This is a genomic window from Bradyrhizobium monzae (assembly GCF_021458635.1).
In the GTDB taxonomy this organism is placed as follows: Bacteria; Pseudomonadota; Alphaproteobacteria; order Rhizobiales; family Xanthobacteraceae; genus Bradyrhizobium.
Map to the genome: position 1 here is coordinate 455605 of NZ_JAIRDQ010000006.1, position 21746 is coordinate 477350.

21 protein-coding genes and 1 other RNA gene are annotated in these 21746 nt (G+C 64.6%); 13 read left to right on the forward strand and 9 right to left on the reverse strand.

All coding sequences use genetic code 11. The features are described from left to right. Window positions 1–9 precede the first annotated feature (9 nt). From yidC to dapE, 8 genes are all read left to right on the forward strand, one after another. A complete protein-coding gene (gene yidC, locus K3F49_RS23990; RefSeq protein WP_234683406.1) occupies window positions 10–1854 on the forward strand; it encodes a membrane protein insertase YidC in 1845 nt (614 codons plus the stop codon). A 141-nt stretch (window positions 1855–1995) separates the two neighbouring features. Beyond that, the gene (gene yihA / locus K3F49_RS23995; RefSeq protein ID WP_234683407.1) at window positions 1996–2649 is read left to right on the forward strand and encodes a ribosome biogenesis GTP-binding protein YihA/YsxC; all 654 of its coding nucleotides are present in this window, start codon (window positions 1996–1998) and stop codon (window positions 2647–2649) included. A 32-nt stretch (window positions 2650–2681) separates the two neighbouring features. Continuing rightward, window positions 2682–3014 (forward strand): DUF423 domain-containing protein, encoded by a 333-nt coding sequence (locus tag K3F49_RS24000; protein ID WP_234683474.1) that lies wholly within the window; start codon window positions 2682–2684, stop codon window positions 3012–3014. An 82-nt stretch (window positions 3015–3096) separates the two neighbouring features. Continuing rightward, a complete protein-coding gene (argB, locus tag K3F49_RS24005; protein WP_234683408.1) occupies window positions 3097–3984 on the forward strand; it encodes an acetylglutamate kinase in 888 nt (295 codons plus the stop codon). A 182-nt stretch (window positions 3985–4166) separates the two neighbouring features. After that, window positions 4167–5153, forward strand: a complete 987-nt coding sequence (locus K3F49_RS24010) for a DUF1036 domain-containing protein (protein ID WP_234683475.1) — start codon at window positions 4167–4169, stop codon at window positions 5151–5153. A 14-nt stretch (window positions 5154–5167) separates the two neighbouring features. After that, window positions 5168–5860 carry a pyrimidine 5'-nucleotidase gene (locus K3F49_RS24015; protein ID WP_234683409.1) on the forward strand — a complete coding sequence of 231 codons (693 nt, stop codon included), beginning with the start codon at window positions 5168–5170 and terminating at the stop codon, window positions 5858–5860. Window positions 5861–6023: 163 nt separating this feature from the next. Continuing rightward, a complete protein-coding gene (gene dapD / locus K3F49_RS24020) occupies window positions 6024–6869 on the forward strand; it encodes a 2,3,4,5-tetrahydropyridine-2,6-dicarboxylate N-succinyltransferase (RefSeq protein ID WP_234683410.1) in 846 nt (281 codons plus the stop codon). A gap of 10 nt (window positions 6870–6879) precedes the next feature. Beyond that, a complete protein-coding gene (dapE, locus tag K3F49_RS24025; RefSeq protein WP_234683411.1) occupies window positions 6880–8046 on the forward strand; it encodes a succinyl-diaminopimelate desuccinylase in 1167 nt (388 codons plus the stop codon). A gap of 173 nt (window positions 8047–8219) precedes the next feature. On the opposite strand, the gene truA is transcribed toward dapE, so the two are convergent. From truA to def, 3 genes are all read right to left on the reverse strand, one after another. Then, window positions 8220–8957 (reverse strand): tRNA pseudouridine(38-40) synthase TruA, encoded by a 738-nt coding sequence (gene truA, locus K3F49_RS24030; RefSeq protein WP_234683412.1) that lies wholly within the window; start codon window positions 8955–8957, stop codon window positions 8220–8222. After that, window positions 8957–9880, reverse strand: a complete 924-nt coding sequence (gene fmt / locus K3F49_RS24035) for a methionyl-tRNA formyltransferase (protein ID WP_234683413.1) — start codon at window positions 9878–9880, stop codon at window positions 8957–8959. The genes truA and fmt overlap by 1 nt, the downstream gene beginning before the upstream one ends. A 165-nt stretch (window positions 9881–10045) precedes the next feature. Further along, window positions 10046–10570, reverse strand: coding sequence for a peptide deformylase (def, locus tag K3F49_RS24040; protein WP_234683414.1), 525 nt, complete (start codon window positions 10568–10570; stop codon window positions 10046–10048). Window positions 10571–10741: 171 nt separating this feature from the next. On the opposite strand from def, the gene K3F49_RS24045 reads away from it, so the two are divergent. Together K3F49_RS24045 and K3F49_RS24050 are read left to right on the forward strand one after the other, a co-directional pair. Next, complete coding sequence (locus tag K3F49_RS24045) at window positions 10742–11944, forward strand: DNA recombination protein RmuC (RefSeq protein WP_234683415.1); 1203 nt, start codon at window positions 10742–10744, stop codon at window positions 11942–11944. 176 nt (window positions 11945–12120) lie between these two features. Next, window positions 12121–13485 carry an AmpG family muropeptide MFS transporter gene (locus K3F49_RS24050; protein ID WP_234683416.1) on the forward strand — a complete coding sequence of 455 codons (1365 nt, stop codon included), beginning with the start codon at window positions 12121–12123 and terminating at the stop codon, window positions 13483–13485. A 30-nt stretch (window positions 13486–13515) separates the two neighbouring features. On the opposite strand, the gene K3F49_RS24055 is transcribed toward K3F49_RS24050, so the two are convergent. From K3F49_RS24055 to K3F49_RS24080, 6 genes are all read right to left on the reverse strand, one after another. Continuing rightward, window positions 13516–13953 (reverse strand): hypothetical protein, encoded by a 438-nt coding sequence (locus K3F49_RS24055; RefSeq protein ID WP_234683417.1) that lies wholly within the window; start codon window positions 13951–13953, stop codon window positions 13516–13518. 27 nt (window positions 13954–13980) lie between these two features. Next, window positions 13981–14583: a recombination mediator RecR gene (recR, locus tag K3F49_RS24060; protein ID WP_212303944.1), complete on the reverse strand. Its 603-nt coding sequence runs from the start codon at window positions 14581–14583 to the stop codon at window positions 13981–13983. A 1-nt stretch (window position 14584) separates the two neighbouring features. Continuing rightward, complete coding sequence (locus K3F49_RS24065) at window positions 14585–14905, reverse strand: YbaB/EbfC family nucleoid-associated protein (RefSeq protein ID WP_212303945.1); 321 nt, start codon at window positions 14903–14905, stop codon at window positions 14585–14587. Between the two features lie 46 nt (window positions 14906–14951). Next, window positions 14952–16787, reverse strand: coding sequence for a DNA polymerase III subunit gamma/tau (locus K3F49_RS24070; protein ID WP_234683418.1), 1836 nt, complete (start codon window positions 16785–16787; stop codon window positions 14952–14954). A gap of 94 nt (window positions 16788–16881) precedes the next feature. Beyond that, window positions 16882–16978, reverse strand: an RNA gene (gene ffs / locus K3F49_RS24075) — signal recognition particle sRNA small type. A 104-nt stretch (window positions 16979–17082) separates the two neighbouring features. After that, the gene (locus K3F49_RS24080; protein ID WP_234683419.1) at window positions 17083–18084 is read right to left on the reverse strand and encodes a GlxA family transcriptional regulator; all 1002 of its coding nucleotides are present in this window, start codon (window positions 18082–18084) and stop codon (window positions 17083–17085) included. Window positions 18085–18187: 103 nt separating this feature from the next. Between K3F49_RS24080 and K3F49_RS24085 the strand changes: the two genes are divergently transcribed. The 3 genes from K3F49_RS24085 (at window position 18188) to K3F49_RS24095 (ending at window position 21691) form a co-directional block, all read left to right on the forward strand. Next, window positions 18188–18829: an HD domain-containing protein gene (locus tag K3F49_RS24085; protein ID WP_234683420.1), complete on the forward strand. Its 642-nt coding sequence runs from the start codon at window positions 18188–18190 to the stop codon at window positions 18827–18829. A 60-nt stretch (window positions 18830–18889) separates the two neighbouring features. Beyond that, window positions 18890–20359, forward strand: a complete 1470-nt coding sequence (locus K3F49_RS24090; RefSeq protein WP_234683421.1) for a catalase — start codon at window positions 18890–18892, stop codon at window positions 20357–20359. 483 nt (window positions 20360–20842) lie between these two features. Further along, window positions 20843–21691: a transporter substrate-binding domain-containing protein gene (locus tag K3F49_RS24095; protein WP_148775942.1), complete on the forward strand. Its 849-nt coding sequence runs from the start codon at window positions 20843–20845 to the stop codon at window positions 21689–21691. Window positions 21692–21746 lie beyond the last annotated feature (55 nt).

The window sequence follows — 21746 nt, forward strand, 5'->3', positions numbered from 1 at the left end:
ACAATAGTGATGACTGACAATCGCAATACCATCCTCGCCGTCATTCTGTCCGGCCTGGTGCTGATCGCCTGGCAATACTTCTACAATATGCCGGCGATGGAGAAGCAGCGCGCCCAGCAGCAGGCGCAGGCCGAGCTCCAGAAGAGCACGCCGCAGCCGACGGCCACCGCGACGCCGGGCGCAACGCCGCAGGCCGGCACGCCTGCACCGACCACCGCGCCGGGTGCGAACCAGCAGGCCGCGCCGACCGTCAGCCGCGACACCGCGATTGCCGCGAGCCCGCGCGTGAAGATCGATACGCCGCGCCTCGCCGGCAGCATCTCGCTGAAGGGCGGCCGCATCGACGACCTCGCGCTGCTGCAGTTCCGCGAGACGGTCGACCCGAAATCGCCGCCGATCATTCTCTATTCGCCGTCCGGCACGGCCGAGCCCTATTACGCCGAGTTCGGCTGGGTGGCGGCGACGGGCGTGACCTCGAAGATGCCGGACGCGCAGACCGTCTGGCAGCAGGAGGGCAGCGGCAGCCTGACGCCGACCACGCCGGCGGTGCTGAAGTGGGACAATGGCGAAGGCCTCACCTTCCGCCGCACCATCGCGGTCGACGACCACTATCTCTTCACCATCAAGGACGACGTGAGCAATGTCGGCAACGCGCCGGTGACGCTCTACCCGTTCGCGCTGATCTCGCGCCACGGCACGCCGCAGGTGTCGGGCTATTACATCCTGCATGAAGGCTTGATCGGCTATCTCGATGGCCTGCAGGAATATGCCTACAAGAAGATCGACGAAGCCAAGTCGGTCAACTTCAAGGCCACCAATGGCTGGCTCGGCATGACCGACAAGTACTGGGCTTCGGCGCTGCTGCCCGACACCAGTGCCCAGCTTCAGGCGAAGTTCTCCTCGAACCTCGTCGGCAACGTCCATACCTACCAGACCGACTATCTGCTCGATCCCGTCACCGTCGCGATCGGCGGCAGCGCAACCGCGAACGCGCGGCTGTTCGCCGGCGCCAAGGAAGCCGGCGTCGTCGGCGTGTTCCCGTTCGCAGGGCTCGGCGGCTACAACAAGGCGCTCGGCCTGAACCATTTCGATCTCTTGATCGACTGGGGCTGGTTCTACTTCATCACCAAGCCGATGTTCCTTGGCCTCGACTTCTTCTACCGCTTCTTCGGCAATTTCGGCATCTCGATCCTGCTCGTGACCGTGATCGTGAAGCTGCTGTTCTTCCCCCTGGCGAACAAGTCCTACGCCTCGATGGCGAAGATGAAGTCGGTCCAGCCGCAGCTTCAGGCGTTGAAGGAGCGCTATCCCGACGACAAGGTGAAGCAGCAGCAGGAGATGATGGAGATCTACCGCAAGGAGAAGATCAATCCGGTCGCCGGCTGTCTTCCCGTGGTGATCCAGATCCCGGTGTTCTTCTCGCTCTACAAGGTGCTGTTCGTCACCATCGAAATGCGGCACGCGCCGTTCTTCGGCTGGATCAAGGACCTCTCGGCGCCCGATCCGACCAATTTGTTCACGCTGTTCGGCCTGATCCCGTTCGATCCGACCACGCTTCCGCTGTTCGGCCACTACCTCGCGCTCGGCATCTGGCCGATCATCATGGGCATCACGATGTGGTTCCAGATGAAGCTGAATCCGACGCCGCCGGATCCGACGCAGCAGATCATCTTCAACTGGATGCCGCTGATCTTCACCTTCATGCTGGCGGGCTTCCCGGCGGGCCTCGTGATCTACTGGGCCTGGAACAACACGCTGTCCGTGCTCCAGCAGAGCTTCATCATGCGCCGCAACGGCGTGAAGGTGGAGCTGTTCGACAATCTCAAGGCGACGTTCGCGAGGAAGGCGACGTAGCCGTCCGACACTGCCAGGCAAACTGCCTCCACATCGTCATGCCCGGGCTTGTCCCGGGCATCCACGTTTAGGAGGGTGCCAAGCGGACAGGCGTGGATGGCCGGGACAAGCCCGGCCATGACGAGAGGATAGATCGTTCTCATGAACGAGAATAAAGACGACAGGCTGATCGAAACCGGGCGAAAGCTGTTCGCCCGCGACTGGCAGTTCATCTGGGCCTCGCCCTCGATTCAAACGCTGCCGCCGATGGCGGGGCTGGAGATCGCTTTTGCCGGCCGCTCCAATGTCGGCAAGTCGAGCCTGATCAACGCGCTCACGGGGCGCAACGCGCTGGCGCGCACCTCGCATACGCCGGGCCGCACCCAGGAACTGATCTTCTTCGAGGTCCCCGGGAAAACCGACCTGCGTCTCGTCGACATGCCCGGCTATGGCTATGCCAAGGCGCCGAAGAGCCAGGTCGCGTCCTGGACCGAACTGATCCACACATTCCTGCTGGGGCGTACCTCGCTCGCACGCGTCTATGTGCTGATCGACGCGCGGCATGGGCTGAAGGACGTCGACCTCGAAGTCCTCAAGACGCTCGACCGCTCCGCCGTCAGCTACCAGATCGTGCTGACCAAGGCCGACCAAGTGAAGGCCGCCGAGCTTCAATCGCGCATCACCGAGACCGAGGCCGCGCTGGCCAAGCATCCAGCGGCGTTCCCGAACGTGCTCGCGACCTCGTCACGCAGCGCGACCGGCATGGCCGAACTGCGCGCCGCGATGGCAAAGCTGCTGGAGGAGCGGACCAAGTGATCGCTCGCCTGCTGATCGCCCTTGCCGGTTTGATGGGCGCTGCCGGCGTCGCGCTGGCGGCCGCCTCCGCCCATGGCGCTGACGCCAGCCGGCTTGCCTCCGCCAGCGCCATGCTGCTGTTTCATGCAACTGCCATATTGGCCTGCGTCGCCCTGCTCGCGCGCGGCCTTCTGCACGGCGGAATTGGCCTGATCGCCGCGTTCGGCTTCGTGAGCGGCGCCGCGCTGTTCGCAGGCGACCTCACCTTGCGGCAATATGCCGGCCATTCGCTGTTTCCGATGGCGGCACCATCAGGCGGAACGCTGATGATCGTGAGCTGGCTGGCGGTGACACTGGCGGCGGTGTTGCCGAAGCCCAATCCGTAGCGACGGGCAGTCACACTTTGCGCCTCGCCCGCCAATCAGATAGAACGCTGGCCGCGTTAGTCCCGCCAGCGAGATCCGCCTCATGACCGAAATCTCCCCGCTCGACCAGGCCCGCATCCTGTCCGAAGCGCTGCCGCACATGCAGCAGTACGACGAAGAAACCATCGTCATCAAATATGGCGGCCATGCCATGGGCGACGAGGAGACCGCAAAGAATTTCGCCCGCGACATCGTGCTGCTCGAGCAGACCGCGATCAACCCGGTGGTGGTGCATGGCGGCGGGCCGCAGATCGCGACCATGCTCAAGCGGCTCGGCATCGCCTCGGAATTCGCGGCCGGTTTGCGCATCACCGATGCCGCGACCATCGAGATCGTCGAGATGGTGCTCGCCGGCTCCGTCAACAAGCAGATCGTCGGCTACATCAACGAAGCCGGCGGCAAGGCCGTGGGTCTCTCGGGCAAGGACGGCAACATGGTGAAGGCGTCGAAGACGACGCGTACCATCGTCGACCCGGATTCGAACATCGAGAAGGCGATCGACCTCGGCTTCGTCGGCGATCCCGAGAAGGTCGACCTCACGCTGCTCAACCAGCTGATCGGCTATGAGCTGATCCCGGTGCTGGCGCCGCTCGCGACCTCCAAGGACGGCCAGACGCTGAACGTCAACGCCGACACCTTTGCCGGTGCGGTCGCCGGCGCGCTGAAGGCCAAGCGTCTCTTGCTGCTCACCGACGTGCCGGGTGTGCTCGACAAGTCGAAGAAGCTGATCCCGCAGCTCTCGGTCAAGGACGCGCGCAAGCTGATCGCCGACGGCACCATTTCCGGCGGCATGATCCCGAAGGTCGAGACCTGCATCTACGCGCTCGAGCAGGGCGTCGAGGGCGTCGTCATCATCGACGGCAAGACGCAGCACGCGGTGCTGCTCGAGCTGTTCACCAACACCGGTACGGGAACGCTGATCCACAAGTGATGGAAGCGCAAGAAACGAAAACCGTCATGGCCGGGCTTGTCCCGGCCATCCACGATCTTTCGTCGCGCGCCAAGAACGTGGATGCCCGGGACTTTTCGGCCGAGTCGCGCTCCGCCCTTTTGCCCGGGCATGACGGGGAGAGAGCAAGGCGCCACCGCCGTTCCACCCTCACCCGCTTCCTGATGACCTTGCCGGCTGCGGCCATCTCGTTCTTCTTCTCCTCCGCGCCGGCGTTCGCCGACCTCAAGATCTGCAACCGCATGTCCTATGTCGTCGAAGCCGCGATCGGCATCGACGACAAGGCGGCGACTGCGACGCGGGGCTGGTTCAGGATCGATCCCGCGACCTGCCGCGTCGTGGTTCAGGGCACGCTCTCGGCCGACCGGATCCTGCTCAATGCGCGGGCGCTCGGCGTCTATGGTGCCTCGCCGATCCCGCAGAACGGCCGCGACATGCTGTGCGTGGCACAGGACAATTTTGTTATCGCGGCCGCGCGGCAGTGCCGCAGCGGACAGACCCAGGCTGCTTTCACGCAGATCACGCCGACGCAAGGCGACGACGGCAATCTCGTCGCCTATCTCGCGGAGGATTCCGAATATGACGACGAGCAGGCCCGTCTCGCCGGCATCCAGCGGCTGCTGGTGATCGCGGGCTACGACATCGGCGCGATCGACGGCGTCGACGGACCGAAGACGCAGGCTGCACTCGCTGCCTTCCTGAAGAGCCGCGGACTGTCCACCGACGTGGTTTCATCGCCGAATCTCTTCAAGACCATGGTCGATGCGGCGCAGTCGCCGTCGCCGAGCGGGCTGACCTGGTGCAACGACACGCCACACAAGGTGATGGCGGCGGTCGCGACCGACGACGGCAAGTCGGTGACGAGCCGCGGCTGGTACCGCATCGATCCCAAGACCTGCCTGCATCCGGACGTCGCCGGCCAGCCGAAGCAGATCTTCAGTTTCGCCGAAGCGGTCGATGGTGACAACCGCGCCATCAAGCTGAAGGACAAGCCGCTGAACTGGGGCGGCGACAAGCAGCTCTGCACGCGCGAAACCAAATTCGAGACCAACGAGCAGACCGATTGCGGCACGCGCGGATTCGCGCCGACGGGTTTTGGCGCAGTGGACATGAGCAGTGGCGGCAAGACGCTGCGGTTCGCTGTCCCGTGATTGAGAGAGTTGTGATGAAATCCCCCCGCGCCTTCAGCCACGTCGACACCTGGGTGTTCGACCTCGACAACACGCTCTATCCGCATCACGTCAATCTGTGGCAGCAGGTCGATGCGCGGATCGGGGAGTTCGTGTGCAACTGGCTGCAGGTCGGCCCGGAGGAAGCGCGCAAGATCCAGAAGGATTATTACCAGCGCTTCGGCACCACCATGCGCGGCATGATGACCCTGCATGGCGTGCGCGCCGACGACTATCTCGCTTACGTGCACAAGATCGACCATTCGCCGCTGGAGCCGAACCCGGCGCTCGGCAAGGCCATCGCAAAATTACCGGGGCGAAAACTGATCCTGACCAACGGCTCGGTCGATCATGTCGATGCCGTGCTGGCGCGGCTCGGTCTGGCCACCCATTTCGACGGCGTGTTCGACATCATAGCCGCCGAATTCGAACCCAAGCCGGCGGCCCAGACCTATCAGAAATTCCTGAGGCAACATGCGGTCGACCCGACCAAAGCCGCCATGTTCGAAGACCTCGCGCGCAACCTCACCGTCCCGCACGAACTCGGCATGACCACCGTGCTGGTGGTGCCTGACGGGACCAAGGAAGTGGTGCGCGAGGATTGGGAGCTTGAAGGCCGCGATGCCGCCCATGTCGACCACGTCACGGATCATTTGGCGAAGTTTTTGGTGCGGTCATTGTCACGGTAACCGCCGTCGTCCCGGGGCAAGCGACAGCGCAGACGCGGGATCCGTAACCACAGCGCTCCGCATGTCCGGGACGACCGTGGAGTATGCCTTGACTCCGTCCCTCCAAATCCCGAAAAAGCCCCCCAATCCATCAAAATTCCCGTCTGCTATTGAGGAAATCCCGATGTCCCTGTCCGCCCTGGAATCCACCATCAACAGCGCCTTCGACGCGCGCGACGGCATCTCGACCTCGACCAAGGGCGAGGTCCGCGACGCCGTGAACCAGTCGCTGGAGATTCTGGACAAGGGCGAGGCGCGCGTGGCCGAGCGCGGGGCCGATGGCAAGTGGAAGGTCAATCAGTGGCTGAAGAAGGCCGTGCTGCTCTCCTTCCGCCTCAACGACATGGACGTCATTCCCGGCGGCCCGGGTCAGGCGAACTGGTGGGACAAGGTGCCCTCGAAGTTCGAAGGCTGGGGCCCGAACCGTTTTCGCGATGCCGGTTTTCGCGCGGTGCCGGGCGCCGTCGTCCGCCGCTCGGCCTTCATCGCCAAGAACGTCGTGCTGATGCCCTCCTTCGTCAATCTCGGCGCCTATGTCGATGAGAGCACCATGGTCGACACCTGGGCCACCGTGGGCTCCTGCGCGCAGATCGGCAAGCGCGTGCATATCTCCGGCGGCGCCGGCATCGGCGGCGTGCTCGAGCCGCTCCAGGCCGAGCCCGTCATCATCGAGGACGATTGCTTCATCGGTGCGCGCAGTGAAGTCGCCGAGGGCGTCATCGTGCGCAAGGGCGCGGTGCTGGCGATGGGCGTGTTCCTGGGCGCCTCGACCAAGGTCGTCGACCGCGAGACCGGCGAGATCTTCATGGGCGAAGTACCGGAATATTCGGTGGTAGTGCCCGGCGCGCTGCCCGGCAAGCCCATGAAGAACGGCCAGATCGGCCCGAGCACGGCCTGCGCCGTGATCGTCAAGCGCGTCGACGAGCGCACGCGCTCGAAGACCAGCATCAACGAGCTGCTGCGGGATTGATCGGACGCGCATGACCGACGCTCTTTCGATTGCCCGCGATCTGATCCGCTGCCCCTCGGTAACCCCGGCTGACGCCGGTGCGCTGGGAGTGCTTGAAAAAGCCCTCAGCGCGGCGGGCTTCACCTGCCACCGCGTGACCTTCAGCGAACCCGGCACCGCCGACGTCGACAATCTCTATGCGCGGAACGGCACTGAAGGGCCGCACATCACCTTCGCCGGCCACACCGACGTGGTGCCGCCCGGCGACGAGAGCGCCTGGAGCGTCGGTGCATTTTCGGGCGAGGTGAAGGACGGTTTCCTGCACGGCCGCGGCGCGGTCGACATGAAGGGCGGCATCGCCTGCTCGGTCGCCGCGGTGCTGGAGCATCTCGCTGCGAACGACGGCAAGGCACGTACGGACGGCAAAGGTTCGATCTCGTTCCTGATCACGGGCGACGAGGAAGACGTCTCCATCAACGGCACCATCAAGCTGTTGCAGTGGGCCGCCGAGCGCGGCGAGAAATTCGATCATTGCGTGCTCGGCGAGCCCTCCAATGTCGAGACGCTCGGCGACACCATCAAGGTCGGCCGCCGCGGCTCGCAATCGGGCACGCTCTATGTCGACGGCGTGCAGGGCCACGTCGCCTATCCGCATCGCGCGGCCAATCCGGTGCCGGATATTTCGCGACTGATCGTGGCGATCTCGGACGAGCCGCTCGACCATGGCAGCGCGCAGTTTCAGGCCTCCAATCTCGAATTCACCTCGGTCGACGTCGGCAACAAGGCCAACAACGTCATCCCCGGCGAGGCCCGCGCAAAATTCAACATCCGCTATAACGACAACCATACGCAGGCGAGCCTGCGCGAGCTGGTCGAGACGCGCCTGGCAAAAGCCTGCGGCAACCGCATCCGCGCCCGCATCGTCTGGGAGCCCTCGAACTCCAACGTGTTCGTGACCAAGCCCGGCCCATTCACCGAACTCGCGGTCTCCGCGATCGAGGAAGTCACCGGCCGCAAGCCGGAGCTGTCGACCTCGGGCGGCACCTCGGACGCGCGCTTTATCTCGAGCTATTGCCCGGTGATCGAGTTCGGGCTGGTTGGCCAGACCATGCACCAGGTCAACGAGCGCGTGCCGGTCAAGGACCTGGAGCAGCTGACGAAGGTGTATCGCGGGATTCTGACGCGGTATTTTGGGTAGGCGCCGCGCTCGCCAAGCATTCCGCCGTCATGCCCGGGCTTGTCCCGGGCATCCACGTTCTTCAGTGCTCGCGACAAGAAAGAACGTGGATGGCCGGGACAGGCCCGGCCATGACGATGTGGTGAGAGTTCGGGCACTGGCCATGACGATGGGGTAAGAGAATCGACTCCCAACTAATAATCCACCTTCATCAGATACAGCCCCTCCGGCGGCGCGACGATGCCGCACGCCGCGCGGCTGCGGGCCTCCAGCGCTGCGGAGAGATCGTCCGCGGTCCAGCGGCCTTCGCCGACCCAGACCAGCGATCCCACCATCGAGCGCACCTGACTATGCAGGAATGAGCGCGCGGACGTGACAATGGTGATTTCGCGACCGTCGCTCAACACGTCGAGCTGGTCGAGCGTCTTCTCCGGCGACTTGGCCTGGCACTCGGTGTCGCGAAAGGTTGTGAAGTCGTGCTTGCCGAGCAGCCGCTGTGCGGCGGCATGCATCGCGTCGGCATCGAGCCGACGCGGCACGCGCCAGGCGTGGCCGATGTCGAGCGCGAGATTGGCGCGGGTGTTGACGACGCGGTAGCGGTAGTGGCGCTTCACGGCCGAGAAACGCGCTTCGAACGTGTCAGGGACGATCTCGGCCTCGAGCACAGCGATCGGATGCGGCCGCAAATGCGCATTCAAGCCATCGCGAAAACGGCCCTGCGGAAACTGCTTGTCGATATCGACATGCGCGACCTGACCGCGCGCATGCACGCCGGCATCGGTGCGGCCCGCGCCATGCACCCGCGCATCCGCGCCGGTCATTGCCTTCACCGCAGCCTCCAGCGCGCCCTGCACCGAGGGCAGCGTCTCCTGCACCTGCCAGCCGAAGAACGGCGCGCCGTCATATTCGATGGTGAGCTTGTAGCGGGGCATCAGACGAGCCGCATCGGCGGCTCAACCTTCACGCCGCGCAAAAAGTCCACGACCCGCATCCGGGCCTTGCCTTCGCGCTGCAGCTCTAGAATGCGGATCGCGCCTTCGCCGCAGGCGATGGTGAGCTGGTCATCGAGCACTTCGCCTGGCGCGCCGGCGCCCTTCGCGAGCTCGCAACGCAAAATCTTCACGCGCGCATTCTCAAGCTCGGCCCAGGCGCCGGGGAACGGCGAGAGGCCGTGGATGTGACGCAGCACTGCATGCGCGGGCTTGCTCCAGTCGATCCGGGCCTCCGCCTTGTCGATCTTGGCGGCGTAGGTGACGCCGTCCTCGCTCTGCTTCTTGAGCTGGAGCCCGCCGCGGTCGAGCGCGGCCATCGCGCGCGCCATCAGATCGGCACCAAGCCGGGACAGGCGATCATGTAGATCGACCGCCGTCATATCGTCGGTGATCGCGAGCCGCTCGGCCATGGCAACGTCGCCGGTGTCGAGGCCGACATCCATCTTCATCACCATGACGCCGCTCTCGGCATCGCCGGCCATGATCGCGCGATTGATCGGCGCGGCGCCGCGCCAGCGCGGCAGCAGCGAGGCGTGAAGATTGTAGCAGCCGAGCTTTGGCGCATCGAGGATCGCCTGCGGCAGGATCATGCCGTAGGCGACGACGACGGCCGCATCGGCACCAAACGCACTGAACTCGTCGAGTGCCTCCTGCGTCTTCAACGTCTTCGGCGTCAGTACGGGCACGCCGAGTTTTCGCGCAGCCTCTTCAACCGGCGTCGGCCGCAATTGCAGCCCGCGCCGCCCGCCGGGCTTCGGCGCGCGGGTGTAGACGGCCACGATCTCGTGGCCGTGCGCGACGAGCTCGAGCAGCGTCGGCACGGAGAAATCGGGCGTGCCCATGAAGATCAGGCGGAGGGGCATGTGGCGCGACAATCCTCGGAAACGAGCAAGGTACTCGTCATGGCCGGGCTTGTCCCGGCCATCCACGTTCTTCCTGCTCGCGGCGGCAAAGAACGTGGATGCCCGGCACATTAGCTTGAAGACGCGCTCCGCGCTTTCGGCCGGGCATGACGGCGGAGGACCTGGTTACTCCACGCGCTTGGCGGCTTTCTCGAATTTCTTGAGCACGCGGTCGCGCTTGAGCTTCGAGAGATAGTCGACGAACAGCACGCCGTTGAGATGGTCGATCTCGTGCTGGATGCAGGTGGCGTAGAGGCCTTCGGCGTCCTCTTCGTGCAGCTTACCGTCCAGATCCGTGAAGCGCACGCGCACCTTCGCCGGCCGCTCGACCTCCTCGTAATATTCGGGGATCGACAGGCAGCCTTCCTCGTAGATCGACAGGTCCTCGGAGGACGCGATGATCTCGGGATTGATGAAGACCCGCGGCTCCGGCTTGGTCTCGCCGTCCTGATCGGGCTTGGCGAGATCCATCGTGATCAGCCGCAGCGGCTGCGCGATCTGGATCGCCGCCAGCCCGATGCCGGGCGCGTCGTACATGGTCTCGAACATGTCGTCGGCAAGCTTGCGGATCTCCGGCGTGACCTTCTCGATCGGCTTGGAGACCAGGCGCAGCTGCTTGTCGGGCAGGATGATGATTTCTCGTAGGGCCATGGCCGCGATTTAAGCCGCGCGTGACAAGCGGTCAATGCGGTCGGGAACTGCGTTAACGGTCCGCTAACCATAAAACGTCAGGTTTTGTTAACCATAAAAATGAGGGATCGGTTAACCATAAATGTTCGCTATTCGTTCGTGCGCCCCGGCGAATCGGGTAGAAGAGCAGGCATGAACGAGATCATTTTCATGCTGGGCGACTGGCCGGTGCGCACGATCGACGCGCTGATCGGCTTCGGCGCCCTGGTTCTCATCCTTCTCGTGCTGATTGCGGTCGTGATCGCGCGCTCCGGGCGGCGCGGCGCGGAACTCGCAATGGCACACGCCATCCGGGCCGACGAGCTGGAGGAGCGGCTGAGCCAGGTGCTGCACGCCCAGAGCGAGGCCGCCGGCCGGGCCGACGCCATGACCCAGGCCCTGGCCGGCCGCCAGGCCGAGATGGCGCGCGCGGTCAACGAGCGGCTGGATTCGGTGACCCATCGGGTCGGCCAGTCCATGGAGCACTCGACCCGCAACACCATGGAGAGCCTGCGCGCGCTGCACGAGCGACTCGGCATCATCGACAACGCGCACAAGAACCTCACCGACCTCACCACGCAGGTGACGACGTTGCGCGACGTGCTCGCCAACAAGCAGTCGCGCGGCGCCTTTGGCCAGGCGCGGATGGAGGCGATCGTCCAGGACGGCCTGCCGAAGGGCGCTTACGAATTCCAGTTCACGCTCTCGACCGGCAAGCGGCCCGACTGCGTCGTGTTCCTGCCCGACCAGCGCCCGCTCTGCATCGATGCGAAGTTTCCACTGGAAGCGATGACGGCGCTGCACGATGCCCGCACCGACGAGGAGAAGCGCGCTGCCACTCAACGGTTGCGCGGCGATGTGATGAAGCATGTCAGCGACATCGCGGAAAAATACCTCGTCACCGGCGAGACCCAGGAGATGGCGCTGATGTTCGTGCCGTCGGAATCCGTCTACGCCGAGATCCATGACGGTTTCGACGACGTGATCCAGAAGGCCTATCGCGCCAAGGTCGTGCTGGTGTCGCCGTCGCTGCTGATGCTCGCGATCCAGGTGATGCAGCAGATCATGAAGGACGCGCGCATGCGCGACGCCGCCGACCAGATCCAGACCGAGGTGATCAAGCTCGGCGACGATCTCGGCCGCCTGCGCGACCGCGTGCTGAAATTGCAGAAGCACTTCGCCGACGCGAACGAGGACGTCCGCCAGATCCTGATCTCCGCCGACAAGATCGAAAAGCGTGCAGGGCGAATCGAGGAGCTCGATTTCAGCAAGACCGACGCGCCCGCAGACGGCCCGCGGCTGGTGACAACGGGCACGCCGGAGCTGTTTCCAAGGAAACTCCAGGCGGGGGAGTGAGGCCGAGTCGTCATGGCCGGGCTTGTCCCGGCCATCCACGCCTTTTCGACGGCACCAAGAACGTGGATGCGCGGGACGTAGGCGAGCGGAAGCGACGCCGTCCTTAGGACGGCTAAGCCCGGGCATGACGGTTTTGTAGCCGAGGCAGCGCCCCCAGAATCTGCTAACACCTCCCCATGACCGCACCCGACGCGACCTCCCCTGCCGCGACCTCTCCCCCTGCGACCTCCTGGCGCGACAGCCTGGCTGTCTACCTGCAGCCGCGGGTGCTGATCGTGCTGTTCCTTGGCTTCTCGTCCGGGCTGCCGCTGGCGCTGTCCGGCTCGACGCTGCTGGTGTGGATGCGCGAGGCCGGGGTCGATCTCAAGACCATCGGACTGTTTGCGCTGGTCGGCACGCCCTACACGCTGAAATTCCTGTGGGCACCGCTGGTGGATGCGCTGCATGTCCCGTTGTTCACGCGCGCATTCGGGCGGCGGCGGGGCTGGCTGCTGTTCTCGCAATTGCTGCTGATCGTCGCGATCCTGCTGCTGGCGATGACCGATCCGGCACGCTCGCCGTTCTATGTCGCACTCGGTGCGCTGCTGGTGGCGACGACGTCGTCGACGCAGGACATCGTGGTCGACGCCTTCCGCGTCGAGAGCCTGCCCGAGGGCGAGCAGGCCGCCGGCATGGCCGCCTACGTCGCGGCCTATCGCATCGGCATGCTGGTCTCGACCGCGGGCGCGCTGTTCATCGTCTCCGGCTTCGAGAGCACCGGCGTCACGCGCAATTCAGCCTGGATGTGGGGCTATGTGGTGATGGCGGCGATGGTGCTGATCGGGACCATCACGGCGCTCGTCGCGACCGAGCCCGAGCAATCGGTGCGGGCGGAAGCCGCGACGCAAACCGAGACCGCGTTCGCGCGCGTGTTGCACGCGGCGATCGGCGCCTTCTCCGAATTCCTCTCGCGCAAGGACGCGATGGCGGCGCTCGCCTTCGTCGTGCTGTTCAAGTTCACCGATGCGTTCTCGGGAACGATGACGGCGCCATTCGTGATCGACCTCGGTTTCACCCGCAACGACTATGCGGCGATCGTGAAGGGCGTCGGGCTCGCTGCGACGCTGATCGGCGGTTTTGCCGGCGGTTTTGTCGCGCGGCGTTACTCGCTGGCGACAGCCCTGTGGATCGGGGGCGTGGTGCAGGCGCTCGCCAACTTGTCCTTCTCCTGGCTCGCGGTCGCAGGCGCCAGCCAGTGGGCGCTCGCCTTCGCCATCACTTGCGAGAATTTCACCAGCGCCGTCGGCACCGTGATCTTCGTCGCCTATCTCTCGGCGCTGTGCCAGAACCCGCTGCACACGGCGACGCAATATGCGCTGCTCACCGCGCTCGCGGCGGTGGGGCGGACCTATCTCTCGTCGGGCGCCGGCTTCGTGGCTGATACGACCGGCTGGCCGCTGTTCTTCGTGATCTGCGTGCTGGTGGCGATCCCGAGCCTGGTGCTGCTGACGTGGCTGCAGAAGCGCGGGCATTTTGAGGCGCTGGGGCCGGTGCGGGTTTAGGCCCGGCACGCGCCACGCCCGCGATGCCCCTTACTTCCGCACTAAACTCCACTTCGTCACCACGGCCTCGCTCATCTGGCCGGGATCGCTGGCGCAGGCGATCTCGTCGACCTTGACCGAGATCTCCTTGCCGACGAACGATTTCAGCTGCGTGGCCTGCGCGTCGCTGGAGGTGACGAGCTGAAAGGTTTCAGGCCCGGTCTCGAGATCGCACAGTCCGTTCGGCGCCGGCAGGCGGCGTGGCTCTGAGGTGATCTGGTACATCGCGATTCGCTTGCCGGCGTTCTTGATGTCGCGGACCTTCATGGCGTTCAGCTCGCCCGAAAGCACCTCGCCGGTGCTGATCGGCTTGCCGGGCTTCGACGGCGGCGCCGCCGCCTCGCCGTCCTGCTGTGCGGCGATGGCCGGTGTCACCAGCAGCAGCATCGTCGCGACCAAAGCCGATCGTGTGGCGAAAAGTTTCGTCATGTCGTCCGTTCCGTCAAGTCTGGATGGCTAGAACAGGGTCCGCTGCCGCATCGCGGCCGATAGCGTGCCCTCGTCGAGATAATCAAGCTCGCCACCGACAGGCACACCATGGGCGAGCCGGGTTACTTTTACGTTGGCGTCCTGAAGCAGGTCGGTGATGTAATGCGCGGTGGTCTGCCCGTCGACCGTCGCATTCAGCGCAAGAATGATCTCGTGCACCTCGGCCGCATGCGCACGTGCGACCAGCGCGTCGATGGTGAGGTCCTGCGGGCCGACACCGTCGAGCGGCGACAGGGTCGCGCCCAGCACGTGGTAGCGCCCTTGGGTCGCATTGGCCCGCTCCAGCGCCCAGAGATCGGCGACGTCGGCGACGACGACGATGATGGCCGGATCGCGCTTCGGGTCGATGCAGACGGTGCAGGGATTCTGCGTGTCGATGTTGCCGCAGGTCTTGCAGACCTGAACCTTGTCCAGCGCAACCTGCAATGCCGACGACAGCGGCATCATCAGCGCTTCGCGCTTCTTGATCAGATGCAGCGCCGCGCGCCGCGCCGAGCGCGGGCCCAAGCCCGGCAGCCGCGCGAGAAGCTGGACCAGCCGCTCGATTTCGGGACCTGCGACCGCGCCCATATTACTGGCCGAACAGCCCCGGCGGCAGGCCGAGCCCGCCGGTCAGCGACTGCATCTTCTCCTGCATCGCCGTCTCCGCCTTGCGGCGAGCATCACCGAGCGCGGTGACGAGCAGATCTTCCAGCACCTCGCGCTCTTCGGCCTTCATCAGCGAGGGATCGATCTTGATGCCCTTGACGTCCATCTTCGCGGTCATGCGCACGGCGACGAGACCCCCGCCGGAGATGCCCTCGACCTCCACATTGGCGAGCTGCTCCTGCATCTCCTGCATCTTGGATTGCAGCTGCGCCGCCTGCTTCATCATGCCGAGAAAATCAGCCATGAGTCCTTGTCCTCAAAGTGCGTGTTCGTCCTTGGAAAGGTCGGGTCTAGAGATCGTCGTCGGCGTCGGAACCGTCGGGCGGATCGTCAGAGCCATAGTCGGCGTTAATATTGGATTCCGGCGTCTCGGGCGCAAGTCTGCGGACTTCGACGACTTTCGCGCCGGGGAAGCGCGACAGCACCTCCTGCACGCGCGGATCGGCCTCGGCGGTGCGCGCGTGTTCCTGCTTGGCCGCGTGGCTCACCGAACGCAGCGTCGGCTGGCCCTGCTCATTGGAGACGATCACGGTCCAGCGGCGGCCGGTCCACTGCTCGAACTTGCGCGCAAGCTCGGAGATCATGGTCTTGGAAGCGTTCGGCTCGAGCGCGACTTCCAGCCGGCCCTCCTCGAAACGAACGAGGCGCATGTCGCCTTCGAGCGCGCCCTTGGTCATGACATCGCGCTTCTGGCTGGCGAGCGCAACGAGCTGGGTGAAACTCGTGATGCGCAGCTGGGGTGCGGCCGCTTGCGGATCCGGCGCAGGTGCCGCCATCTGCGGCCGGGCGCCGCCGCCGAACGCTGTCGGCGATGAGGTCGGCATGCGAACCGGCGCAGCAGAGGTCACGAACGCCGCGGAGGCCATCGGTGCCGCCGGCGCGCCGCTGCGCGCAGCACCACTCGCGACCGGCGAACCGCCGCCGTTCTGCTCCAGCATCCTGATCGCTTCGTCCGGCGTCGGCAGGTCGGCGACATAGGCGATGCGCACCAGCACCATCTCGGCGGCCGCGGCGGGCCGCGTCGCGGCCTGCACCTCGGTGATGCCCTTGAGCAGCATCTGCCACATCCGCGACAGCACGCGCATCGAGATTTTCGAGGCGAAATCCTTCGCGCGCACGCGTTCGGTCTCGCCATAGGCCACGTTGTCGGCGGTCGCCGGCACGATCTTCACGCGGGTGACGAAATTGACGAACTCGGCGAGATCCGAGAGCACGACGATCGGATCTGCGCCGACGTCGTACTGGTCGCGGAACTCCTTGAAGGCGCTTGCAATGTCACCGCGCGCCAGCGAATCGAAGAGATCGATGACGCGGGTACGGTCGGCAAGGCCCAGCATCTGCCTGACCGCATCGGCCTTCACCTGGCCCGCCGCATGCGCGATGGCCTGATCGAGCAGCGACAGAGAGTCGCGCACCGAGCCTTCCGCCGCGCGTGCGATGATGCCGAGCGCCTCCGGCTCGATCTCGACGCTCTCCTTCGCCGCGATGTTCGCAAGGTGCTTCATCAGCACGTCGGCCTCGACGCGGCGCAGGTCAAAGCGCTGGCAGCGCGACAGCACGGTCACCGGAACCTTGCGGATTTCCGTCGTGGCGAACACGAATTTGGCGTGCTCCGGCGGTTCCTCAAGCGTCTTCAGGAAGGCGTTGAACGCCGCCGTCGACAGCATGTGGACTTCGTCGATGATGTAGACCTTGTAGCGGGCGCTGGCCGGCGCGTAGCGCACGCTGTCATTGATCTGGCGGACATCGTCGACGCCGGTATGCGACGCCGCGTCCATCTCCAGCACGTCCATGTGCCGGCTTTCCATGATCGCCTGGCAATGCACGCCGAGCGTCGGCATGTGGATGGTCGGGCCCTTCACCGAGCCGTCCGGCATCTCGTAGTTGAGCGCGCGGGCCAGAATGCGCGCGGTGGTGGTCTTGCCGACCCCGCGGACGCCGGTGAGGATCCAGGCCTGTGGAATGCGCCCGGTCTCGAATGCATTGGAGACGGTGCGGACCACGGCCTCCTGGCCGATCAGATCATCGAAGCTCGAAGGGCGGTATTTGCGCGCCAGCACGCGGTAGGGCGCGTTGGCGGCCTGGCCGGCGCTGTCTGGAGTGGGAGGGGCGCCAGCGTCGGTCATCGGTCAATCCGCAATGGAATGTCTCTCGGCTGGCTTTTGCGGACAGGAGCGCGCTGGCGGGAAGCCCGCCGGCGCAATTCGCTCGAAAAAACAGGTAGGAGACTGACGAGCGACCCGATCCGGACCTCGTTAGGGCTGCTTCCTTCCGGACCTGACCCGGTTGGCGAGTGGCTCGTCCACCGCCAATCTCCCGGTCCCTATTTGGGGCCAAAAGGGCGGGAAAGCAAGCGGGTATCCACGGATCTCGTCCTCCGTTGGAGGGACGACCGCCGGCCCGTTTGGATCCGACAGGCCCTCAACGCTCGCGCCGTGGAACTTCGGTGATTCGCGCAAATCGCTTGCGGTACTCGGCAGGCGTCACGCCGACATGGCGATGGAATGCACGACGCAGTGTATCGGCGTCGGCAAAGCCACAATGCAATGCCACCTGCTTCGGCGCTTCATTGCCGAACTCGAGCAGCCGCCTCGCCGCATTGACGCGGGCTTCCTCGACCCAAGTCGCAGGCGTAACGCCCACCTCGGCGCGGAACAGTCGTGCAAAGTGCCTCGAGCTCAGCTCCATGCGCGTCGCCAGGCTGGCAACGCTGTGGTCGAGCCCGGGATTGGCGGCGACCCAGCGCTGCAGCTCCTGCAGCGCTGCGCGGCCGGCGGGAACAGCTTCGCCCCCGCGGGTGAACTGCATCTGCCCACCTGGGCGTTTGAAGAACATCACCAGCTGGCTCGCGACCCTCATCGCCGTGTCGCGTCCAAGATCTTCTTCGACCAATGCCAGCGCGAGATCGAGCCCCGCGGTCACGCCGGCGGCTGTGCGGAGCTTTCCGTCGATGACGTAGATGGCATCCTTATCCACCGTAACCGACGGGAATTTTCTGGCCAGCGTGTCTGCAACCGCCCAATGCGTCGTGACTCGCCTGCCATCGAGGAGACCGGCAGCGGCGAGGAAGAAGGCCCCACTGCACACCGAGCCGAATCGGCGGGTCCTTGAGGTTCGTCGCCGCAGCCAATCGACAACGCTTCCATCTGTCGGGACTTCGGCTGCGTTCGGGCATCCCGCTACCAACAGGGTGTCGATGGGTTCCTGGAAGTCCCGGTCGACAATACGGTCAGGCATCAGCCGGACGCCTGAAGAGCTGCGGATCGGTCCCGGCTCAGCCCCCGCCACGAACAAGGCATAGGCCGGATAGCCGGCCTGCACGTTCGCCTCGGCAAACACATCGAGCGGTCCGGCGACGTCGAGCAGCTGCACGCCCGGCAGCGCCACGATCACGATCGTCCTCGGTTTCGGCTTTGCGCCCATGTCCGCCTCGATCCGGATTTGTCCGTCTTAGACGCATTACGTCGATTTAAGACAACGTAGCCTGGATTTACGTTGGGTGCGACCGAAATTTCAGGAGCTGATCATGTCAGACATCACCGAGGCCGCAATCATTCCCGACAGCAAACTGGCGCGCGCCATCACCGATTACATCCGCGATACCGAAACAGACCTGCTCTTCAACCATTCCAGCCGCGTTTACCAGTTCGGAGCGATGGCCGGCGTCCGCCGCGGGCTGACATTCGACCGCGAGCTGCTCTACGCCGGCGCCATGTTTCACGACATCGGCCTGGTGCCGGGCCATGGCAGCAGACACGAACGGTTCGAGGTCGACGGCGCTCACGCCGCGCGCGACTTCCTGCGCAGCCACGGCATTTCTGAAGCCGACGCCTACACGGTCTGGACCGCGATCGCGCTGCACACCACGCCGGGCATCCCTCAACACATGCATTCGGTCGTCGCGCTGGTGACCGCAGGCGTCGAAATGGACGTTCTCGGGCTCACCTACCGCGAATATTCCGACGCGGAGCGTGAAGCGGTCGTGAAGGCGTTTCCGCGAACGCCGCAGTTCAAGGAAGACATCATCCAGGCCTTCTACGACGGCATCAGGCATAGGCCGGACACGACGTTCGGAAACGTCAAGGCCGACGTCATCGCCGACAAGGAGCCGCATTTCCACCGCGGCAATTTCTGCAGCGTCATCCGCAACTCCCATTGGCATGGCTGAAGCCGCTTTGCGCTGTCGATTGCCAATCCCAACCCACATCATCAATCAGGAGACGACGACATGAGCGACAAGCGCCCCCACCTCACACACGCAACGGGTGCTCCCGTTAGCGACAATCTCAACATCATGACCGCCGGCCGTCGTGGCCCGGCACTGCTTCAGGATGTCTGGCTGATCGAGAAGCTCGCCCATTTCGATCGCGAAGTGATTCCGGAGCGACGCATGCACGCCAAGGGATCCGGCGCCTTCGGGACCTTCACGGTCACGCATGACATCTCCCGCCATACCAAAGCGAGGATCTTCTCGGAGATCGGCAAGCAGACTCCGATGTTCGCGCGCTTCTCGACGGTGGCCGGCGAGCGCGGCGCAGCTGACGCCGAACGCGACATCCGCGGCTTTGCATTGAAGTTCTACACCGAGGAAGGCAACTGGGACATGGTGGGCAACAACACCCCCGTGTTCTTCTTCCGCGATCCGCTGCGCTTTCCCGATCTCAATCATGCGATCAAGCGGGACCCGCGCACCGGGATGCGAAGCGCCGACAACAACTGGGATTTCTGGAGCCTGTTGCCGGAAGCCCTGCATCAGGTCACCATCGTGATGAGCGAGCGCGGCATTCCCAGAAGCTTCCGCCATATGCACGGCTTCGGGAGCCATACCTACAGCCTCATCAACGCCGCCAATGAACGAACCTGGGTGAAGTTTCATTTCCGGACGCAGCAGGGTGTCGAAAATTTGAGTGATGCCGAGGCGGAAACACTCATCGGCAAGGATCGCGAGACTCACCAGCGCGATCTGTTCGAAAGCATCGAACGCGGCGATTTCCCGCGCTGGACGCTGTTCGTGCAGGTCATGACCGACGATCAGGCCAAGGCATTTGCATTCAACCCGTTCGACCTCACCAAGGTTTGGCCGAAGGGCGAGTTTCCGCTGATCGAGGTCGGCTATTTCGAGCTGAACCGCAATCCAGAGAACGTCTTCGCCGAGGTCGAGCAGGCGTCGTTCTCGCCGGCCCATGTCGTGCCCGGCATCAGCTTCTCGCCCGACAAGATGCTACAGGCGCGGCTGTTCTCCTATGGCGACGCCGCGCGCTACCGCCTCGGCGTCAACCATCACCTGATTCCGGTCAATGCGCCGAAATGTCCGTATCACAGCTACCATCGAGACGGCGCGATGCGGACGGACGGCAATCTGGGCGGAACACCCACCTACTTCCCAAACAGCCGCGGCGAGTGGACCGACCAGCCCGACCTCAACGAACCGCCGCTAGAGATCGACGGCGCAGCGGCACATTGGGATCACCGCGTCGACGACGATCATTATCAGCAGCCGGGCAATCTGTTCCGCAAGATGAACCCGGCCCAGCGGCGGGTCCTGTTCGACAACACGGCACGCGCCGTCGGCGGGGCGGCAGTGCATATCCAGGAACGGCACATCGCCAACTGCACCAAGGCCGATCCCGCCTACGGGGCCGGTGTCCGTGAAGCGCTCTCACATCTTGCGGCCATTCACGCCGAGGCCGAAAAATAGGAGCGGTCGATCCGCACCGACATCTCGCCGTCTTCGGCGAACGGCGCCGACAAGGTGCCGTTCGCCTGACGCGCCGGCGTCAATTGCCTCCACCCAGGCGACCATTGCCCGGCGTTCGCATTTTTAAGGCGAGCAGCCGAAGTCTCTCAATTTTCTCGCGAAAATAGCTTGACCGGCCCGCTCACTGAACCGCGCCTGGCGCATCGCCGCGGCACTCTGCCGCGAAGCGCAGACTCAGACATTCGCCTCGGAAAGCGTCATGGCCGATAGGCTCCGTGCCTATCTTCAAGGCCCCGCTCATCCCTGAGGCAATCGAGTCTTGACAGGGCCCGTCCGGCGGCGCCTTAAATTCCTGCTGAACCGAAACAAAGGGTGCGCGGAGATCCAGAGCATTTTTCAATCAGCTTACGCCGATTGATGGGCGAATTTTTTGCGCGAGATCAACCACACACCTTCATCCAACCAGGAAAGCGATTCCTCAAAATGGTTACACGTCGTGATGTCGCATCGATTGTCGGACTTGGCGCGATGACTGCGGCCGCGCTGGCCTCTCCGGCCGTGGCGCAGACCGCGGCCGATCCCAACGAATCGACCTTTGCCCGCATCCGCCGCACCAAGAAGATGCGGATCGGCGCGGTCGGCGGCGGGGCGCCCTATTACATGAAGGACCTCGCCAGCGGCCAGTGGAAGGGTTTCTACATCGACATCGCCAAGGGACTGGCCGACGACATGGAGGCCGAGCTCGAGATCACAGAAACCACCTGGGGCAATTCGGTGCTCGATCTCCAGGCCAACAAGATCGACATCTTCTTTGGCCTCAACCCGACCCCGAAGCGCGCGCTGGTGGTCGATTTCTCGGTGCCCGTCTTCAACAACGCCTTCGGCATCCTCTGCAAGAAGGACTTCAAGCCGAAGAGCTGGGCCGAGCTGAACTCGCCCGACGTCAAGATCGCGGTCGACCAGGGCTCGTCGCACGACCAGGTCGTCAGCCGCCTGACGCCGAAGGCGCAGATCTCGCGGCTGAAGACCGCCGACGACGCCACCGCGGCACTGCAGACCGGCCGCGTCGATGCGCAATGCCTGATCACCATGCTGTCGCTGACGGTGCTGAAGAAGAACCCCTCGCTCGGCCAGTTCGTGCTGCCGACGCCGATCTTCGCCACCACGTCCAATGCAGGCTTCCGCCGCGAGAACGACAAGACGTTTCGCGATTACGTCAACACCTGGATCGACTTCAATAAGGGCCTCGGCTTCATCCGCAACGCGATCATCACCAACATGGAGCTGGTGGGCGTGACCGAAGCGGACATTCCGCCAGGCGTTTCGCTGTAAGTTCGCCTGGCGCATCCGCACCGTCATGGCCGGGCTTGTCCCGGTCATCCACGCC

Bases quoted from the DNA above. Each gene is read 5' to 3' on its own strand.
- K3F49_RS24085 (WP_234683420.1), top strand. From the start codon at position 18,188: ATGTCAGACATCACCGAGGCCGCAATCATTCCCGACAGCAAACTGGCG.
- K3F49_RS24010 (WP_234683475.1), top strand. From the start codon at position 4,167: ATGACCTTGCCGGCTGCGGCCATCTCGTTCTTCTTCTCCTCCGCGCCG.
- dapE (WP_234683411.1), top strand. From the start codon at position 6,880: ATGACCGACGCTCTTTCGATTGCCCGCGATCTGATCCGCTGCCCCTCG.
- yihA (WP_234683407.1), top strand. From the start codon at position 1,996: ATGAACGAGAATAAAGACGACAGGCTGATCGAAACCGGGCGAAAGCTG.
- K3F49_RS24065 (WP_212303945.1), bottom strand. From the start codon at position 14,905: ATGGCTGATTTTCTCGGCATGATGAAGCAGGCGGCGCAGCTGCAATCC.
- yidC (WP_234683406.1), top strand. From the start codon at position 10: ATGACTGACAATCGCAATACCATCCTCGCCGTCATTCTGTCCGGCCTG.
- K3F49_RS24090 (WP_234683421.1), top strand. From the start codon at position 18,890: ATGAGCGACAAGCGCCCCCACCTCACACACGCAACGGGTGCTCCCGTT.
- K3F49_RS24045 (WP_234683415.1), top strand. From the start codon at position 10,742: ATGAACGAGATCATTTTCATGCTGGGCGACTGGCCGGTGCGCACGATC.
- argB (WP_234683408.1), top strand. From the start codon at position 3,097: ATGACCGAAATCTCCCCGCTCGACCAGGCCCGCATCCTGTCCGAAGCG.
- fmt (WP_234683413.1), bottom strand. From the start codon at position 9,880: ATGCCCCTCCGCCTGATCTTCATGGGCACGCCCGATTTCTCCGTGCCG.
- def (WP_234683414.1), bottom strand. From the start codon at position 10,570: ATGGCCCTACGAGAAATCATCATCCTGCCCGACAAGCAGCTGCGCCTG.
- dapD (WP_234683410.1), top strand. From the start codon at position 6,024: ATGTCCCTGTCCGCCCTGGAATCCACCATCAACAGCGCCTTCGACGCG.
- K3F49_RS24055 (WP_234683417.1), bottom strand. From the start codon at position 13,953: ATGACGAAACTTTTCGCCACACGATCGGCTTTGGTCGCGACGATGCTG.
- K3F49_RS24000 (WP_234683474.1), top strand. From the start codon at position 2,682: ATGGGCGCTGCCGGCGTCGCGCTGGCGGCCGCCTCCGCCCATGGCGCT.
- K3F49_RS24095 (WP_148775942.1), top strand. From the start codon at position 20,843: ATGGTTACACGTCGTGATGTCGCATCGATTGTCGGACTTGGCGCGATG.
- K3F49_RS24015 (WP_234683409.1), top strand. From the start codon at position 5,168: ATGAAATCCCCCCGCGCCTTCAGCCACGTCGACACCTGGGTGTTCGAC.
- recR (WP_212303944.1), bottom strand. From the start codon at position 14,583: ATGGGCGCGGTCGCAGGTCCCGAAATCGAGCGGCTGGTCCAGCTTCTC.
- K3F49_RS24070 (WP_234683418.1), bottom strand. From the start codon at position 16,787: ATGACCGACGCTGGCGCCCCTCCCACTCCAGACAGCGCCGGCCAGGCC.
- K3F49_RS24050 (WP_234683416.1), top strand. From the start codon at position 12,121: ATGACCGCACCCGACGCGACCTCCCCTGCCGCGACCTCTCCCCCTGCG.
- truA (WP_234683412.1), bottom strand. From the start codon at position 8,957: ATGCCCCGCTACAAGCTCACCATCGAATATGACGGCGCGCCGTTCTTC.
- K3F49_RS24080 (WP_234683419.1), bottom strand. From the start codon at position 18,084: ATGGGCGCAAAGCCGAAACCGAGGACGATCGTGATCGTGGCGCTGCCG.